Annotated in this window: 11 protein-coding genes; 2 read left to right on the top strand and 9 right to left on the bottom strand. The window is 71.4% G+C overall.

Going from position 1 to position 16,875, the window contains the following annotated elements; genetic code table 11:
• Positions 1-234 precede the first annotated feature (234 nt).
• From AB0D49_RS39435 to eccD, 9 genes are all read right to left on the bottom strand, one after another.
• Entirely contained in the window at positions 235-555 is a 321-nt protein-coding gene (locus AB0D49_RS39435) for a hypothetical protein (RefSeq protein ID WP_362768266.1), read from the bottom strand.
• Complete coding sequence (locus AB0D49_RS39430) at positions 548-991, bottom strand: YbaB/EbfC family nucleoid-associated protein (protein WP_362768264.1); 444 nt, start codon at positions 989-991, stop codon at positions 548-550. Before AB0D49_RS39430 ends, AB0D49_RS39435 begins: the two co-directional genes overlap by 8 nt.
• An 85-nt stretch (positions 992-1,076) precedes the next feature.
• A complete protein-coding gene (locus tag AB0D49_RS39425) occupies positions 1,077-3,569 on the bottom strand; it encodes a hypothetical protein (RefSeq protein ID WP_362768261.1) in 2,493 nt (830 codons plus the stop codon).
• A gap of 153 nt (positions 3,570-3,722) precedes the next feature.
• A complete protein-coding gene (locus tag AB0D49_RS39420) occupies positions 3,723-4,154 on the bottom strand; it encodes a hypothetical protein (RefSeq protein WP_362768258.1) in 432 nt (143 codons plus the stop codon).
• Positions 4,155-4,186: 32 nt separating this feature from the next.
• Positions 4,187-4,477, bottom strand: coding sequence for a hypothetical protein (locus tag AB0D49_RS39415; RefSeq protein WP_362768256.1), 291 nt, complete (start codon positions 4,475-4,477; stop codon positions 4,187-4,189).
• A 45-nt stretch (positions 4,478-4,522) separates the two neighbouring features.
• A complete protein-coding gene (locus tag AB0D49_RS39410) occupies positions 4,523-4,915 on the bottom strand; it encodes a hypothetical protein (protein WP_362768253.1) in 393 nt (130 codons plus the stop codon).
• A 156-nt stretch (positions 4,916-5,071) separates the two neighbouring features.
• Positions 5,072-6,394, bottom strand: a complete 1,323-nt coding sequence (locus tag AB0D49_RS39405; protein WP_362768250.1) for a cytochrome P450 — start codon at positions 6,392-6,394, stop codon at positions 5,072-5,074.
• A gap of 107 nt (positions 6,395-6,501) precedes the next feature.
• The gene (gene eccB, locus AB0D49_RS39400) at positions 6,502-7,956 is read right to left on the bottom strand and encodes a type VII secretion protein EccB (RefSeq protein WP_362768248.1); all 1,455 of its coding nucleotides are present in this window, start codon (positions 7,954-7,956) and stop codon (positions 6,502-6,504) included.
• Between the two features lie 16 nt (positions 7,957-7,972).
• Entirely contained in the window at positions 7,973-9,355 is a 1,383-nt protein-coding gene (eccD, locus tag AB0D49_RS39395) for a type VII secretion integral membrane protein EccD (RefSeq protein WP_362768246.1), read from the bottom strand.
• 323 nt (positions 9,356-9,678) lie between these two features.
• Between eccD and eccCa the strand changes: the two genes are divergently transcribed.
• Complete coding sequence (gene eccCa / locus AB0D49_RS39390; RefSeq protein WP_362768269.1) at positions 9,679-13,755, top strand: type VII secretion protein EccCa; 4,077 nt, start codon at positions 9,679-9,681, stop codon at positions 13,753-13,755.
• A complete protein-coding gene (locus tag AB0D49_RS39385) occupies positions 13,752-16,859 on the top strand; it encodes a hypothetical protein (protein WP_362768243.1) in 3,108 nt (1,035 codons plus the stop codon). Before eccCa ends, AB0D49_RS39385 begins: the two co-directional genes overlap by 4 nt.
• The last annotated feature ends 16 nt before the right edge of the window (positions 16,860-16,875 follow it).

The raw sequence follows: 16,875 nt of genomic DNA, 5'->3' as shown, positions 1-16,875 counted from the left end.
GAGGATCGGTGATCTGAAGGGACATCGCGAGCCACCTCACTATTGCTTGAGCGCTGGTCCACTTGATCGAACGGACTGTTGGGACGCCAGGTTCACGTTCATGGCTGGATCGCATCCCTCCATCCTCCGTGGACACGTGAAAGCGGTGTGAGTGCCGGACGCCCCTCACTCCTGTGGTGAGGGGGTCCGGCGCTCACACCGCCGGGTAGGGATCGGGTCCGGCTCAGGCCGGTGTCACTTGAACGACGCGTTGGCCGCGCTGGTGTTCTCTTCCTCGGTGTCGTCGATCTGCTTGGAGGTACTGACTCCCTTGGTGGCGGTACCCCCGACGATCGCGCGGGTCCCTTCCAGGAGGGTCTTGAGGTTGGCCGTCGGCTTGGTCACCTTGTTCTTGTAGTTCGTGCCGACGGCGTCCGAGCCCGCGGACGGGCCGTTCTCCTTGCCGATCCAGTCGACGGCCCACTCCAGATGCCCGAGGACGTCCTCCAGCTCCTGGAACCTGGAGAACCTGCTGGTCAGGCCCTCGTCCTTGCGGAAGGTGTTGCTGTCAGCCATCGAATGCCTCCTGCTTCTTGATCCGCTTGCGCTTCTCCGCCTCCTCCTTCGCCCCGGGACGCATCTCCCTGAGCGGGGCGAGGAGGTCGTCGAAGGGCGTGCCTCCGACGAGTGCCGAGCCGATGGTCTCGCCGACGCCCTGCATGGTCCGGTACTCCTCGATGACCTGCTCGCCGATCTGGGCGCGCGCCTCGTTGAGCACCTTCACCAGGGCCGAGCCGAGTTCGCTCGGCGCCATCTGCCGGTAGTCGTTGGTGTGGAACGTCATGTCCACCACCTGGCCCTGGGAGCCGACCTTCACGGTGACCATCCGGTCCTTGGAGGTCACGGTGGCCGTGGCCTCGTCCAGCCGGCGCTTCACCTGGTCCAGCTCGCCCTGGTAGTCCTTGAGGCGGCTCACGGCCTGCTCGATGGCCTCGTGCATGCCCGTACTCACAACCGGTTCCCTTCCTTCCTGTCGTCGCTCGCACCGCGGGCACGCGTGTCACCCTGGTGTCGATGCCTGGCCTCCGCCGCGGTGCTCAGCGTCCGATGACGCCGTCGACCGCCTCGGTATCGGTCCCCCAGGTCTCCTCGTCCTCGGACACCCAGGTGCTGCGCTGACGGCCCTTGTCACCCTGACCGCCGGCCGGTGAGCCACCCAGCGGCGGCATGTACGGCATCTGCTGCTGGCTCTGCACCTGGGTGCCGCCGACCGTGCTCAGCTTGTTGATGGCCGGGGTGTTGACCCCGGTCTGGCCCGAGCCGCCGGACACCACGGTGTTCTGCCGGTTGGCCCCCTGGCTGGCCGCGTTGGGGTCGACCAGGGAGTTGAGCTGCTGCTGTGCCTTGGGTCCGATCCCGGAGGAGACACCACCGGTGGAGATGCCGCTGCCCGGGGCGCCGCCCCCGCCGGACCCGAAGGACGGCAGGTTCGGGCCGCCCGAGCCGGAGGAGCCGCCGCTGAAGGGTGAGCCGGTGCCGATCTTCGAGCCCTCGGGCACGGTGATCTTCTTGCCGTCCGCGCCGAGCAACGGTTCTCCGTCCGGGCCCAGGACCGTGCCGTCCGAGCCGACCGAGGAGCCGTTGGGCACGGTGATCGGGCGGCCACTGGTGTCCCGGATCAGGTCGCCGTCGGGGCCGACCACGAAGCCCTTGTCGGAGAAGGCGCTGCCGTCGGGGACGGTGATCGGGTTGCCCTTGCTGTCCTTGAGCGGCTGTCCGTCGGGGCCCAGCAACGGCTTGTCGCCGAGCCCGCTGCCCGAACTGCCGGTCCCGCTGCCGAAACTGTTGCCCGAGCCCACCCCGGTCCCCGAGCCCGATCCCGAGGTGACGCCGTTCGGGTCGACGGTCGTGAGGGAGTCGGTGAACGGCGAGGTGAAGGGCGTGTCGACCGCGGCGGGCCGTTTGGTGGAGCCGGAGTTCGCGCCGCCCGGTGTGGCGGTGGAGCCGATGGACGAGCCGTAGGGCACCTGGATGGGGCGGCCGTCCTCACCGAGGACGGGATTGCCGTCCGGGCCCAGGATCTGGTTGGTCAGCGGCGGCGGGGTCCCACCGGTGAGCGGGTTCTGGGAGGAGCCCGACTCGGGGCTGCCCGTCGTGGTGAGGTTGGTCAGCGGGTTCTGACCGGCGCCGGCGAACGGGCTGGTCGTGGGGGTGTCGGTGACCGGGTTCTGACCGTTCCCGGAGAACGGACTGGTCGTGGGGATGTCGGTGACCGGGTTCTGGGAGCCGGACTCCGGGCCGCCCGCGGTGATGTTCGAGAAGGGGTTGGCGGTGGGCGTGTCGGTGATCCCCTTGAGCGGATCATCGGCGGAGCCACTGGTGGGGGGCCCCGCGGTCGTGGTCGGGGGCTCCTTCAGCTTCGCCAGGGAGTCCTCGTACTCCTTCTTGGCCTGGTCCTGCTCTTCCTTGGTCTTGCCGAGGGAATCCTCGAACTCCTTCTTCGCCTGGTCCTGCTGTTCCTGGGTCTTGCCGAGAGAGTCCTCGTATCCCTGCTTCGCTTTCTCCTGCTGCGCCTCGTACTCTTCCTTCAGCTTCTGCTGGGCGGCGTCAGAATCGGTCTTGAGGTCGTCGATCTGCTTCTTGTAGTCCTCGTCCAGCTTCTTCTTCTCGTCCGCCAAGGATGTGGCGGTGACGGAGAAGTCGACGGAGAAGTCCGGGTTGGACGGGAAGAAGGACTTGGCCGTGTCGAAAGCGGCACCGAGTCTGTCGATGACCGGTCCGATCCTGACATCGACCTGGTCGAAGAGAAAGCTCGTCCACTTCGCCTTGGCGGAGGTCTCGACGCTGTCCCAGAAGGACTGGTCGTTGGGGTTTCCGAGCTTGGTGGTAGGTACCAGGGTCGTGGGGTGAATCGTGGGATTCTCACCCACCGCGTCACGCAGCGCCCATTCCAGGCACTTGACCGGCCAGGCGAATCCGTCCGGATGGTACCGCCAGCCCTCGTACGCCTCCCACATTCCCCACAGTGCTTCCTTCGACGCGGTGGCGAGCGGTGGCAGCGCGCTGCTCATGTCACTGGGGTACTTCATGAAGCCGTCGAGGACGACGAATTGCTCCGCCCAGGTGTTCAGCAGTTCCTTGAAGACCCCGGCGGCCGATCCCCGCCACTCCGAGCCCTCGGTCTCCACCGTTCCGGCGATCCGGCGGAACTCACCGGCCCACCCGTTGAGCCAGGTCGAAAGGTCCAGCAGGGCCTTCTCCCCGGCATAGAAGCTGGGGATGGAGAAATTGTCGTTCTCGCCCTCCCCCCAGATGAGGGGGGTCAGGATCTCGATCGGCTGAGCAATGAATCGGCTCAGCTCACCGCCGGACTTGTCCACACCGGTCCAGTTGACGTTCCCGGACAGCGAGACCACTCCGCGGGACGTGTTGGAGACAGCATTGGAGGTCGAATCGATGATGATCTCATCTGTCGTGTAGGGGATTCCGGTCCAGAAGTCCATACCGGTGATAGGGCCAACCCCGTTGGTGACTTTCCAGTTCGCGATCCATTTCGTCTCGGAGCCGGTCACCTTCGAACGGTCCGTCAACTTATCATTCTGGGCAATACTCGCGAATCTCTTGAGCGCGGATTCCCAGGTCACTCCGGCGTTCCCAGCCATGCCATTCCCTCTCGTCGGCCACGCCTCAGGAGTGCGCGCGGGCGGCCCGGTGTCCGGGGCGCGCACCCCCGAGGCGTTCCGTCAGGCTGCGGGGTTCCCTCCGGAGCCGTTGGAGACCGAGGGCCCGCCGCCCTTGGGGGTGGCCTTGTCCAGCACCTCGAGCATGGTCTTCGCCGTGATGTCGTTGCTGTCTTCGGCCTCCTGGAAGAAGAGGTTCACCTTCCCCAGATGGACACCGAGCCGGTTGGCGTGGCCCTGGACCTTCTCCAGCTGGGCGGCGAACTCCTTGCACACCAGGTTGAAGCTCTCCCGGAGTTCCTTGGAGACCGGCACGCTGTCCGGGCCCGGCATGATCTTGCCGTAGTAGTCGCCGTAGAGCCGACCACCCGTCTGCCGGCTGAAGTTCTTGATCCGGCGGGGACCATCGTGGTTCTCGGACTCCTCGTTGAACTTCTCCAGTTCGTTCTCGGAGAAGTTGCGCAGAGCGGCCTCCGTGATTTTCGTGACGGCCATGCTCTACCTCCCTTCGCCCCGCGGTGCGGGTCTCACATGGCCATGAGGTTGGCGCACTTGTTGTCGGTCGACCGAAGGCCCGACTGGGCGGTCTGGAGGGCGACACTGCCCTTTCCGAACGTCGACGTCATCCAGGTGTTCGTCTGCTGGAGGTCGCTCATCAGCACGTCGAATGCCTGCTTGGACGTACCGATGAACTCCTCCTTCACCTGGTTGAGGGCGGTGATGAGCGCCTCGATGTCGTCGCTCATGACCGAGGTCGCCTGGTGCATCTGCTGCTGGAGTTCCTCGATGGAGTTGTGGTTGATGCTGAGATCGGGCACAGCGGGAGTCCTTTCGTTCCGGTCTTCTTGAGTTCTACGGCGGGGTTAGTTCTTCGGGACGAGCACGTCGTTGACGTAGTCGGCGTGCCGGCCGGTGTCGGTCGCGGCGGAGTTCATGCCGACGGTGTCGCCCGCGTCGAGCCAGGACTCACCCTGCATCCTGGCCTGCTCCTCGCCCTCGTTGAACTCCTTCTGGACGATCTGGGAGTTCTCGCCGAGCCGCTCGAAGTCGACCATCAGCTTGCGGAACTTCTGCATCCACGTTTCCACGTTCCGCGAGAACGCGCTTCCCGACTGCCCCTGGTAGTTCGCGTTGAGTTCCAGCCGGACGTCCTCGACGAAAAGGCTGGTGCGCATCATGGATTCGATGTGCCCGCTCAGCCCGCCGAGAATCTGGCTAAACGCGGCATCCGTTGTCTTCGTCGTGGGTGTGCTCATGAGCCCTCCTGGTCGGAGAATCCGTGAAGCGGGCGGCCGGGTAATTCCTGGCTCTGACGGAACCGCTTCATTTCAGTCAACGAGGGCTGATCGCTAAAGGGTTCAGCATGCGTGTGCCGGGTCCCGGAATTCCGGGACCCGGCACGGGAAAAGGCATCACCAGCGGACCGGCAGCTCCTGAAGTCCGTAGACGGACGCGTCACCGCGGAAACCCAGTTCCTCGAACGGCACGGCGAGCCGCAGCCCCGGCAGCCTGCGGAACAGGGTCTCCAGGGCGATCACGAACTCCAGCCGGGCCAGCGGGGCGCCCAGGCACAGATGCGGGCCATGCCCGAAGGTCATGTGGCTGCCGCCGCTCTCCCGCTCCCCTTCGAGAAGCAGCTCAGCGGCGTCCGGCCACACCGCCGCGTCCCGGTTGGCGGCGGGCAGCACCACGAGCGCGCCCTCCCCGGCCCGGATGACGGTCCCGTTGACGTCGACGTCCTCGACGGCGGCCCGGCCCAGGCCGACCCCACCCACCGGCGCCAGATAGCGCAGCAGTTCCTCGGCGGCCTCGGGATACAGCTCGGGGTCGGCCTTCAGCCGGTCCAGCTTCTCCGGCTCGCGCAGCAGCGCCGCGACCGCCAGGCCGATGGTCGCGGCCGTGGTGTCGTGCCCGGCGACCAGCAGGGTGCGGGAGATGGAGGCGACCTGGGCGGTGGTCAGGTCGTCCCGGGCGCCGAGATGGCTGACGATCCGGTCGTCGGGCTCCTTGCGCTTGAGGTCCGTCAGCGCGACCAGATAGTCCTGGAGCGCCGCCCAGCTCTTCTCGGTCTCGGCCTGGCTGACGTTCCAGCGCAGGATGGCCTGGCTGGCCTGTTCGAAGAAGTCGTGGTCCTCGTAGGGCACGCCGAGGATCTCGCAGATGACCAGGGAGGGGATGGGCAGGGCGAAGTCGGCGATCAGTTCGGCGGCGCCCCGCGCCTCGATGAGGTCGATGCGCTCATCGACGATCTCCTGGATCCTCGGCCGCAGCTGCTGGACCCGGCGGTTGGTGAACCAGCTGGTGACGTGCTTGCGCAGCCGGGTGTGTTCCGGGGCGTCCATCCGGATGAACGAGGGTTCGCCCTTCAAGAGGTACTTCATGCGCTCGTTGATCAGCGGGAAGCCCGGGGTGCGGCCGTCGGCGCTGAAGCGGGAGTCCGACAGCACGATCCGGGCGTCGGCGTGCCGGGTGATCAGCCAGGCGAGGCGTCCGTCGTACAGCTCGACCTGGGACGGCGGGAGGTCGCGGGCCGCCTCGTAGGCGGGGGCCGGGGCGAAGGGGCAGCCGCTGCGGGGCGAGGGGTAGGGGACGCGGGCGGAGGAGTCGGTGGTGGGCGGGGCGGTCGCCGAGGACGTGGAGGACGTGGAGGACGGGGTGGACGGGGTGGACGGGGTGGACGGGGATCGGGGCGGGAGGATGGCCGACGGGGTGGACGGTATCGGCGCGTTCGACATTGGGGGCCTCGCTTTCGCGTCGGTTTCAGCTGTCCGGTGGTGCGGTGTTGCGGTGGAACGGTGGTGCGGTGGTGCGGTGGTGCGGTCTTGAGGGGGGTGGCGGAGGGTCAGCCGAGGCACTGCTCCGGGGCGCCCTGCGGGGTGACGACACCGCCTTTCGCCATCAGCGCGGGATCGAGGCTCGGGCCGGTGGGGAGCATCCGCAGCAGCGTGGTGGGGACCCGCTGGGGCTCCACACCGCCGTAGCCGAGCTGGGCCGCCGCTTCCGCGCCGGGTACCGGGTACTTCACCCCGCCGTCGGTGACCAGATAGGGCGTGGCGTCGGCGTCGCCGCCGGACAGGCCCTGGACGAGGGCTCCGGTGCCGGGCCGTACCGCGATCCGGTCGGCGGGGGTGCAGGACGGGGTGACGCCGGGCTGTACGGCCGGGGGGCCACCGTCGAGTTCGGCGGCGGGTACGACGGTGAGGGTGCGCCGGGTGGTGTCCTCGTCGGGGGTGACACCCGCGCACACGGCGTGGTCGGCGCCGGTCACCCGGGCCTCGGGGGTCGTCAGCGGCAGCCCGTCCAGGGCGGCGAGCGGGCGCGGGCTCTCCCCGGCGCTGCGGGCCGAGAGGTCGTCGGGGCCGAGCGGGCGGGGGGTGACGGGCGCGCCGTCGTACGCCTCGCGCTGGGTGCGCGGGTCGCCCTTCAGCAGGTCGAAGCCGGTGGCGGTGAGTGGGGCGAGGCCGTCGCCGGTGAGGACGTACGGGTCGCCGGACGGGCCGGTGAAGAGCTGGCCGACCGTCGCCGGGGCGCCCGCGAGCGGGTCGGCCGGGGCGCCCCGGCCGGGGATGTCGGGGGCGGCGAGGGTGGGGCCCTCGGGCAGTGCGTTGAGGAACCCGTCGCTGACCGGGATGGGCGGGACATTGCCGTAGCCCAGTGCCTGTACGGCCTCGCTCGCGTCGTCCAGGCGCAGTCGCCGGCCGTCCCACAGGAGGTGCCGGGCGCCCTGCGGGTCGCTCACGACGACGCCCCGCCGGTCGTCCAGGGCGGGGTGGCCGGTGCCGAGGCCCACGGCGAGGGTGAGCACGGGGGCGGTGGCGCCGGTGTCGGTGGTGGTCCGGGTGGCGCAGGCGAGCCAGCTCCCGCCCTTCATCCGGTCGGCCGGGGGCAGGACGTCGGGGGCGCCGATCAGACCGAGGGGCGCGCCGCGCGGGGTGGACTCCAGGCTCTTCGCCTTCACCTCGGCGACCTTCATCCGGTCGCCGGCCACGAGCCGGGCGCTGGTCTCGTTGAGGACCGGGTGCAGCCTGTCGCCGAGGAAGAGATAGCGTCCGCCGCCGCCCTTGACGAGGACGAGGGTGCCCGGGGTGCGCCAGTCGGACTTGGCGGCCGGGAAGAGCACGCCGATGACGAAGACGACGAGCCCGATGAAGAGCCCGATGACCAGTCCCCACAGATAGCCCTTGGAGGTGCGGCTGACGGGGGTGTCGGGTGTGTCGGGGTTGGCCCGCACCATGGCGGAGGCGAGCCTGCGCATCACGAAGGTGTGCGCCTGGATCTGGTCCTTGCGTGTCTGCATGGTTCCGCTCCCCCGCTCAGCTCAGTACCGTGCGGGCCCACCGGTACAGGCCGCTGTATTGCATGACGAGGGGCAGCAGGGCGATCGCCGAGAAGGTGTGCAGCAGGTCGGCGGCGCGGCCCCAGTGCGGGATGAGCCGCCGGCCGGGGATGGTCCAGGCGACCACCGCGAGGATCGCGGCGAGCAGCAGCAGCCCGGCGACCATGAGGAGCCGCTCCCCCGGTGAGGCGGCGAGGGCCTCGCGGGCGGTGAGCAGGAACAGCAGCCACACGCCCGCGAGCTGGACGACGAGCCGCTGCCAGGTCGAGCCGATCATCCGGCCGTGCAGCAGGAGCAGCACGCCGAGCGCGATCACCATCCACTGGGCGGCCCAGGCGTCGTCGAGGGCGAGGACGGTCCCGAAGGCGGCGGCGAGCAGTCCGACGACCGTGTAGAACGCGGTGAGGTACTCGTCGGCGACCACGGTCCGGGTCAGCACGTCCCGGGCCGGGAACGGGTCGATCTCCTGCTGGAGTTCCTCGGCGTCGCGGGGCATCGCGGGCAGCTTCATCCCGGAGAAGCGGAAGGAGATGGCCGGGATGAACGACCCGAACAGGACCGTGACGATGACGGTCCAGGCGATCCCGTGGCTCAGCGGGAATCCGGCGAAGGGGAAGGCGGCGGCGAACATCACCAGGGCTGTGCCCAGGCCGATCGCCACGAACAGCGGCCCCGACGCGGCGACCGCGGCGAGGGCGAGCACGGTGCCGCCCGCGGCTCCGGCCCCGCCCGCGAGCATCCTCGGGGCGTAGAAGTCGTCGCCTCCGCCGCCGGAGGGCAGCAGCGCCCCGGCCGTCGCCAGCGCGGCGACGGCGGCGGTGGCGAGGGCGGTCGCGGCGACCGCGTCGCCCATCGCGCGGGACGCGCTGGCCGCACCGAGCAGCAGCAGGACGCCGACCACGGCGGCGGCGACGGCCCGGATCAGATGGGGTCCGGGCAGGGCGACGACGGTGAGCGCCATCCCGCACACCAGCGTGGCCATGACGACGGCGAAGCGGTAGGTGGAGCGGGGTTCCCAGGAGTTGGGGCGGTCGTTCATGCCCGCGGCGACGCCGTCCACGATGTCGTCGAAGTGGACGGGCGGGATCGCCTCCCGGCGCGGCCTGAGGAACAGCTCGTCGCCGTCGGCGAGGCCCAGTTCCGTGCAGCCCGCCTGTTCCTGGAGCGGTTCGCCGCCCACCCGTTGCAGTATCCAGCCGCCGTGCTCGACGCCCTGTTCGGCGAGTTCCGCGCCCGCGTAGGCGATGACGCTGGGCATCAGATCGGCCAGCGGCACATCCGCCGGCACGGCCAGATCGAATGCCGTGTCCTCGCTCCTGAACCGCAGTCTGCACAGCCCCGCGACGGTGTTCCCGCTCACCGCGCCCACGCTCCCCTCACGTCCGTAGGGGGCGATTCGAACGAAAGCCCGAGGGAGGCAACGGGCCGCACCCCTTGGCGGGTTCACGACGGTCCCCGGTCGCCGCCGGGTCCGCGGACCGGTGACCGGCGCTCCCCGCACCGGCCGGTGAACCCGGCCCCCGTCCGCCCCCGTGGAGCGGAGTGCACCGCACACCCCATGGGCCCGTCAAGAGACGGCGGGATGTGCGGGCGGACCGCAGCCCGCGTTGCGCGGGGAGACGAAGGGAGCGGCGGGTGACTGTCGTGCTGATCAACCGGTCGCCGCGGCGGCCGGGACCGGAGATGCCGTCGGGTGAACTCCAGTTGCAGGAGCCGCCCACTCTGCCCGAGACGCAGAGCGGCATGTCACATGTCATCAGCTATCTGCCGATGGCGCTCAGCTCCATGGCCATGATGATGATGTTCCTGCCGATGAACGCGAACTCCGGCATGCTCAGCTGGATCGCGATGGGCATGATGGCGCTGGGCGCGATCGGCATGCTGGTGGCGCAGTTCTTCCGCACCCTCAGCGAGCGCAAGCAGACCCTGCGGGGCGAACGGCGGGACTACTTCCGCTATCTCAACCAGATGCGCCGCAGTGTCCGCAAGACCATCCGCGCGCAGCAGGACGCGCTCGCCTGGCGGCACCCGGAGACGGACGCGCTGCGGGACGTCGTCCGCACGTCCCGGCTGTGGGAGCGCCGGGTCAACCATCCGGACTTCGCGGACGTCCGGATGGCGTCGGGGCCGCAGCGCCTCGCGATGCAGCTGGCGCCGCTCCAGACGAAGCCCGTGGAGGACCTGGAGCCGCTGTGCGCACACGCGCTGCGGCGGTTCATCCACGCGTACAGCACGGTGCCGGACCAGCCGATCGCGGCGTCGCTGCGCGGCTACGCGCAGATCCTGCTCCGGGTCGTGGCGGAGGACGAGGACCCGGCACCCGACGACGACACCGCGGAGGGAGCGGAGGGCACGTCGGCCGCCCAGGAGGAGACCCGGGCCGCGGCCCAGGAGGAGGCGGCGGAGCAGGCGCGGGCGGCGGCCCGGGAGCAGGGCCGCGCCCTGGTCCGCTCGATGCTGCTCCAGCTCGCCGTGTTCCACGCCCCGGACGAGCTGCGGATCGTCGTGGTGTGCGACCAGGACGGCGCGGAGCACTGGCAGTGGCTGAAGTGGCTGCCGCACGCGCTGCATCCGCGCCGGACCGACGGCGCGGGCCCGGTCCGGCTGCTCGCCCACACCGTCGCGGAGGCCGAGCAGCTGCTCGGGGACGAGTTCAGCGGGCGCTCCGCGTTCGAACCAGACGCGCCGCCCACCCGGGACGAGCCGTTCACGGTGCTGGTGCTGGACGGCCCCGGCTTCGCCCCCGCCAGCCGCCCGGCCATCGCCGGATACCGCAACGCGGTGATCATGGACATCGGCGACGCGCTGGACTGGAAGCCCGACCGCCGGGTGCTGCGGCTGCGGATCAACGCCGGGGCGCTGGAGATGATCGGCACGGACCGCAACGGCAAGCTGACGGCCAAGCCGCTCGGCGTGCCCGACGCGACCGACCCGCACACCGCCACCTCCCTGGCCGCGCAGCTCGCGCCGTTCCGGCTGGGCGACTCCACCGACAGCACCGAGCCCCTCGACACCGACATCGAGCTGACGTCGCTGCTCGGCATCCGTGATCTGCACGAGTTCGAGCCCAAGCGGCTGTGGGAGACCCGGACACCGGCCGACCGGCTGCGCGTGCCGATCGGCAAGGCGGCCGACGGCACCCCGACCGCGCTGGACATCAAGGAGTCGGCGCAGGGCGGCATGGGCCCGCACGGCATGCTGATCGGCGCGACCGGCTCGGGCAAGTCGGAACTGCTGCGGACCCTCGTCCTGGGCCTGGCCCTCACCCACTCCTCCGAGACCCTGAACTTCGTCCTGGTCGACTTCAAGGGCGGCGCCACCTTCCTCGGCCTGGACCGGCTGCCGCACACCTCGGCGGTCATCACCAACCTGGAGGACGAGGCCGCGCTGGTGGACCGGATGCGGGACGCCCTGCACGGCGAGCTGGTCCGCCGCCAGGAACTGCTGCGCAAGGCGGGCAACTACGCCTCGCTGCTGGAGTACGAGACGGCACGGGCGGGCGGCGCCGGTCTGGCACCGCTGCCGACGCTGTTCGTGATCGTCGACGAGTTCAGCGAACTCCTCGCCCAGCACCGGGACTTCATGGACCTGTTCGTGATGATCGGGCGGCTCGGCCGGTCCCTGGGTGTGCATCTGCTGCTGGCCTCGCAGCGCCTGGACGAGGGCCGTATCCACGCCCTGGAGTCCCATCTGTCGTACCGGATGGCGCTGCGCACGTTCTCCGCGATGGAGTCCCGCGCGGTGCTCGGTGTGACCGACGCCTACGAGCTGCCGCCCCAGCCGGGCAACGGCTTCCTGCGCAGCGACATCTCGACGCTGACCCGGTTCAAGGCGGCCTATGTGTCGGGGACGTACCGGCACCGCCACCGTGAGGCGCGGCTCGCGCTCGCCGCCGGTCAGGTCGTGCCGTACGGCACCGCCGAGGTGGCGGTGCGCGAGCTGCCGCCGGAGGAGACGCCGGGCGAGCCCGAGGCGGGCGCGGCGGACACCCGGAGTCTGCTGGAGGTGGCGGCGGAGCGGCTCACCGACACCGGGCCGCCGGCCCACCGGGTGTGGCTGCCGCCGCTGGACGTGCCGCCGACCCTGGACGAGCTGCTGCCACCGTTGAGCCCGCACCCGGAGTACGGGATGACCGTCGACGACCCCGCACTGCGCGGGAAGCTGAAGGTCCCGGTCGGCTATGTGGACCGGCCCTTCCACCAGCGCCGCGAGGTGCTGTACGCGGATGTGTCGGCGGGCGGCGGGCATGTGGCCATCGCGGGCGGCCCGCAGTCCGGCAAGAGCACCCTGCTGCGGACCCTGATCACCGCGCTGGCCCTCACCCACACCCCCCGCGAGGTGCAGTTCCTCTGTCTGGACTTCGGCGGCGGCACCCTCACCTCGCTGCGCGGGCTGCCGCACCTGAGCGGGGTGACGGGACGGCACGACGCCGAGCGGCTGATGCGGACCATCTCCGAGGTGCAGACCATCCTCAGCGAGCGGGAGGTGCGGTTCGCCCAGGAGGGCGTGGACTCCATCGCCTCGTACCGCAAGCGGCGGGCGGCCGGGGAGTTCGCCGACGATCCGCACGCCAGCGATGTGTTCCTGGTCGTGGACGGCTGGAACACCCTGCGCCAGGAGTACATGGACCTGGTGGCCACGCTGGTGCTGATCGCCGGGCGCGGACTCAACTACGGCGTCCATCTCGTCGTCGCCGCGACCCGCTGGAGCGAGATGGGCAGCGCGCTGCGCGACCAGCTCGGCACCCGCTTCGAACTGCGCCTCGGCGACCCCGTGGACTCGGTGATCCATATGAAGGCCGCCGAGTCGGTGCCGAAGATCCCCGGGCGCGGTCTGACCGCCGACCGGCTGCACTATCTGGTCGCGCTGCCCCGGATGGACGGACTGGGCACCACCGCCGACCTGGGCGACGGGGTGACCGACCTGGTGGACGCGGTGGCCGAGCACTGGACGGGGCCGCGCGTCCCGGAGGTGCGGATGCTGCCGGTGCTGCTGCCCGCGGCCGACCTGCCCGCCCCGACCGGGCGCCTCAAGGTCGCCCTCGGCCTCGAGGACCAGCACATCGGCCCGATGTGGCACGACTTCGAGGACAGCGCGCATCTGCTGGTCGTCGGCGACACCGAGTGCGGCAAGACCAATCTGCTGCGCCACCTCACCGAGAACATCCAGCGCGCCTACACCCCCGACGAGGCCCGCATCCTGCTGGTCGACCCGCGCCGGGGACTGTACGAGGCCGTGCCGAAGGAACAGCAGCTGGGCTACGCGGTGTCCATCGACACGGTGACCGAACTCCTCAAGGGAGCGGCCCGCGCGATGCAGACCCGCCGTCCGCCCGCCGACACCAGCCCCGCCCAGCTCAAGCGCCGCGACTGGTGGACCGGCCCGGAGCTGTTCGTCATCGTCGACGACTACGACATGCTCGGCGGCCTCAACCCGGTCAAGCATCCCTTCGAGCCGCTGCTCCAGTACCTGTCCCAGGGCGTCGAACTGGGTCTGCACGTCATCGTCGCCCGGGGCGCGAACGGCGCCTCGCGGGGCATGAGCGACGCCCTGCTGCGCAAGCTGATGGAGGTCAACACGCCCGCGCTGCTGATGTCGTGCCCGAAGGAGGAGTCGTACATCTTCGGCAGTGTCAAGCCGAAGCAGTACCCCGCCGGACGCGGGCAGTACATCACCCGCCGTTCGGTGGTGCAGGTGCAGACCGGGTTGCTGCCGGACGAGGGCGACCCGGCGGACGACACCGAGGGGGAGGGGTCATGAGCGTGACGGAGACGGAGCGGGACATGGAGGTCGGCGACGACGACCAGGTGGCCGAGGAAGTCCAGGAGGCGGGATTCCTGGAGGCCGGGCCGCATGTCGTGATCGGCCGGGAGACGACCGCGCACGCCGTACTGGGGATCGTGGCGGACCCGGACGACCTTCTCGTCGTCGCCCTCGACCCGGGAGCCGGGCGCGAACTGGTCCAGTTGCTTCCCACGCTGGCCGACCTCGCGTACGGGCGGGAGGCGGAGCTGCTGGTCCTCGCCACGCCCAACCTCGCGACCCCGACCGGCGACGGACTGCGGCCCGCCGCCCGGATCGCCACGCTGCTCGGACTGCCGGTGGTCGCTCCCGACGGCCGGGTCGACATCGCCGGGGACGCGCTGCGGGTCGGTTCGGGCGGCCGTACATGGTGGCGGTTCGAGCCATCGGGTGAGATGACCGGGTACGGCGACCTGTGGCCCTTCCTGGACCTGGAGCCCGAGCCCGCCCCGGCCCCGGTCGCCGTGCCCGCGGATCTCCCCCGGGAGTCCTGGGGGCGGTCCATCGAGGACGTGGGCCTGCCGGACGCGGCGCGGACGGAGGACTACGGGGCGGACGACGAGCTGACGGGGTTCCTTGGGGGGGACTGGGCGGGGGCCGAGGCGGAGGCGGAGGCCGAAATCCAGGCCGAGGCTGAGGCGCTGGCCCAGGCCCAGGCTGAGGCTGAGGCCGCCGAAGCCAAGGCCAAGGCCGAAGCCCAGGCCAAAGCCAAAGCCAAGGCCCAAGCCCAGGCCAAGGCCAAGGCCAAAGCCAAAGCCAAGGCCAAAGCCGAAGCCCAGGCCCAGGCCGAAGCCCAGGCGCAGGCCCAAGCCGAAGCCGAAGCCAAGGCGCAGGCCAAGGCCGAAGCCGAAGCGCAGGCCAAAGCCAAGGCCGAAGCCGAAGCGCAGGCCAGAGCCAAGGCCGAAGCCGAAATCCAGGCCAAGGCGGCCAAAGCCGAGGCCGAAGCCAAAGCCGCCGAGGCCGAGGCCGAGGCCCAGGCCGAAGCCGAAGCCAAGGCCAAGGCCCAAGCCCAAGCCCAGGCCCAGGCCCAGGCCGAAGCCGAGGCCCTCGCCGCCGCCATACCCCCACCCGCCCCGCCGCCGAGCCGCCTGGCCGGCGGCCCCGACGAGGACCCGGCGGACGACCCGGCGGAGGAGCCCCCGTCCGAGGGGCCGGAGCGGGAACTCCCGCCCGAGGCCCCGGAGGAAGCGGCACCTGCCCAGGCCCCGGAGGGCGAAGCACCGTCCGCCGAGGCGCCCCCCTCCGACGACGACGACGCCGACACCGCCTTCGCCGCCCTAGCCACCGACCCCGCCCCGCCCGGCCCCGAAGCCGACGCACCCGACCTCCCGCCCTCCGTCCTCCGACTCCCCGCCGGCTACTGGCTGCACGGCACCTCCGCCACCCCTCCCCCGCCCCCCGCCCTCACCGACCTGCCCGCCGAACCCGGCACCGTCACCCTCGTCGTCGGCGCGCCCGGCGCCCCGCCCCACGACGACGCCGACGTCCGCGACCAGTTGGGCCGACTCCCCCTGGACGGCGCCGAGGTGATCCTCTGCGCCCCCTGGGCCGGGGCCGCCGAGCTGACCCGGTACGCCGTGACCGCCCTGGACGTGCTGGGCCGGGACGTCCGCTTCACCGTCGGCGTCCCGCATGACGCGGGCGGTCACCGGATGCTGGACGCCACGGGCGCGCCCACCTGGCAGCCCCATCTGGCGGAGCTGTGCACGGACGGCGAGCAGGGGCGCATCCTGCCCACCCTGTGGAGCGCCCTCGTCCCCGGCACGGAACAGGCCAGGCCCGCGCTGTCCTCGGCGTTCGAGGGCTGGTGCGCGGAGTCGGTGGTCTGCGGGGTCTGGCTGCGGCCCCGAGGTGTGCCGAGCGGCACCGGGCCGAGGACGCGGGCCGCGGACCCGGCGACCCCGCTCGTGGTGATCGGGGCGCCGGACACGCCGGTCGGTCCGCGGGAGTGGGAGGAGATCGCCGCGCTGCTGCGCCGCACACCGGTCGATCCGGCCTTCCCTTACGGGCTGGCGGTGGCGGGCACCCGTACCGCCGCCAGCACCGAGCTGGGCAGTTTCCTCGCCGCGCGCAACGGTATGCGGTGGCTGGGCTATCTGGAGCACGAGCCGCCACCGCCGCCACCGGCCCCGACCGCCACCGCGCCCCCGGCCCCGGCCCCGGCCCCGGCCCCGGTCGAGGACACCCCCGCCCCGCCGGAGACCCCCGAACCACCCGCCGCCGCCCCGCCCCAGACCCCCCGGCAACCTCCCCCGCCCGCCCGACTCCTCGACCCGGCCCGCTTCCCCCAGCCGCCCGGCTCCAGCACCGCCGAGGAGCGGGACGCGCTGCGGGCGCTGCTCGGGCCGCGCTATCTGCATCTCGCCGCCCGTGCCGACCTGGCGGCGACCCGGCTGCCCGCGCTGCGCTCCTCGCACCAGGACGACTTCAAGCCGGATCTGGTCGCGGTGCTGCTGCTGGCCGCGGACAGCGGTGAGCCGTTCCCGCTGGCGGAGCTGACCGCGCTGGCCCGCGCGGGCGGGACCGGACCGGCGGTGCCGTGGCTGCGCTGTCTGGCGTCGGGGCTGCGGCGGCTGCCGGTGCACCACGGCGGGACCGTGCTGGGCGCGGCCGTACCGGAGGACGCCCTGCGCCTTTACACGCCGGGCGAACTGCTCGTGGAACCGGCGCCGCTGCTCACGGTGAACGCGCCCGAGGTGATGTTCGGGGCGCCGGTGGAGTTCGCGGTGTGGTCGACGACGGGCCGCCGTACGACGGTGTTCGCCGAGGGGGACACCGACCCGGAGGTGGTGTTCGCGCCCCGCTCGGCGTTCCGGGTGCTGGGCACGGTCCCCGCGCCGGACGCGGCGATCCCGGCCCGGGTCCTGCTGCGGGAGGTGAACCCCGCCGCCCCCGGGGGCCCGGACCGCGACGAGGCGACCCACACCCGGCTCACGGCCTGGCTGGAGCGCCGGGACGCGATCGAGTCCGCCGAGCGGCGCCCCGCGGCCCGTCCCGCCCGCTTCCAGCTGACACCGGGTGTGGACGCGCCGCAGGGCCCCCGGCAGCACCCCGCCGAATGAAACCGCTCGACCCGCC

This window comes from Streptomyces sp. NPDC048290 (genome assembly GCF_040652095.1).
Taxonomy (GTDB): domain Bacteria; phylum Actinomycetota; class Actinomycetes; order Streptomycetales; family Streptomycetaceae; genus Streptomyces.
Note: the sequence above shows the minus strand (reverse complement) of the source record. Positions and strands in the feature narration are given on the sequence as shown.

What these genes read in the sequence shown, in the direction of transcription:
- AB0D49_RS39435 (WP_362768266.1), bottom strand. Translation starts at nt 555, where the DNA reads ATGGCTGACAGCAACACCTTCCGCAAGGACGAGGGCCTGACCAGCAGG.
- AB0D49_RS39420 (WP_362768258.1), bottom strand. Translation starts at nt 4,154, where the DNA reads ATGGCCGTCACGAAAATCACGGAGGCCGCTCTGCGCAACTTCTCCGAG.
- AB0D49_RS39410 (WP_362768253.1), bottom strand. Translation starts at nt 4,915, where the DNA reads ATGAGCACACCCACGACGAAGACAACGGATGCCGCGTTTAGCCAGATT.
- AB0D49_RS39405 (WP_362768250.1), bottom strand. Translation starts at nt 6,394, where the DNA reads ATGTCGAACGCGCCGATACCGTCCACCCCGTCGGCCATCCTCCCGCCC.
- eccB (WP_362768248.1), bottom strand. Translation starts at nt 7,956, where the DNA reads ATGCAGACACGCAAGGACCAGATCCAGGCGCACACCTTCGTGATGCGC.
- eccCa (WP_362768269.1), top strand. Translation starts at nt 9,679, where the DNA reads ATGCCGTCGGGTGAACTCCAGTTGCAGGAGCCGCCCACTCTGCCCGAG.
- AB0D49_RS39385 (WP_362768243.1), top strand. Translation starts at nt 13,752, where the DNA reads ATGAGCGTGACGGAGACGGAGCGGGACATGGAGGTCGGCGACGACGAC.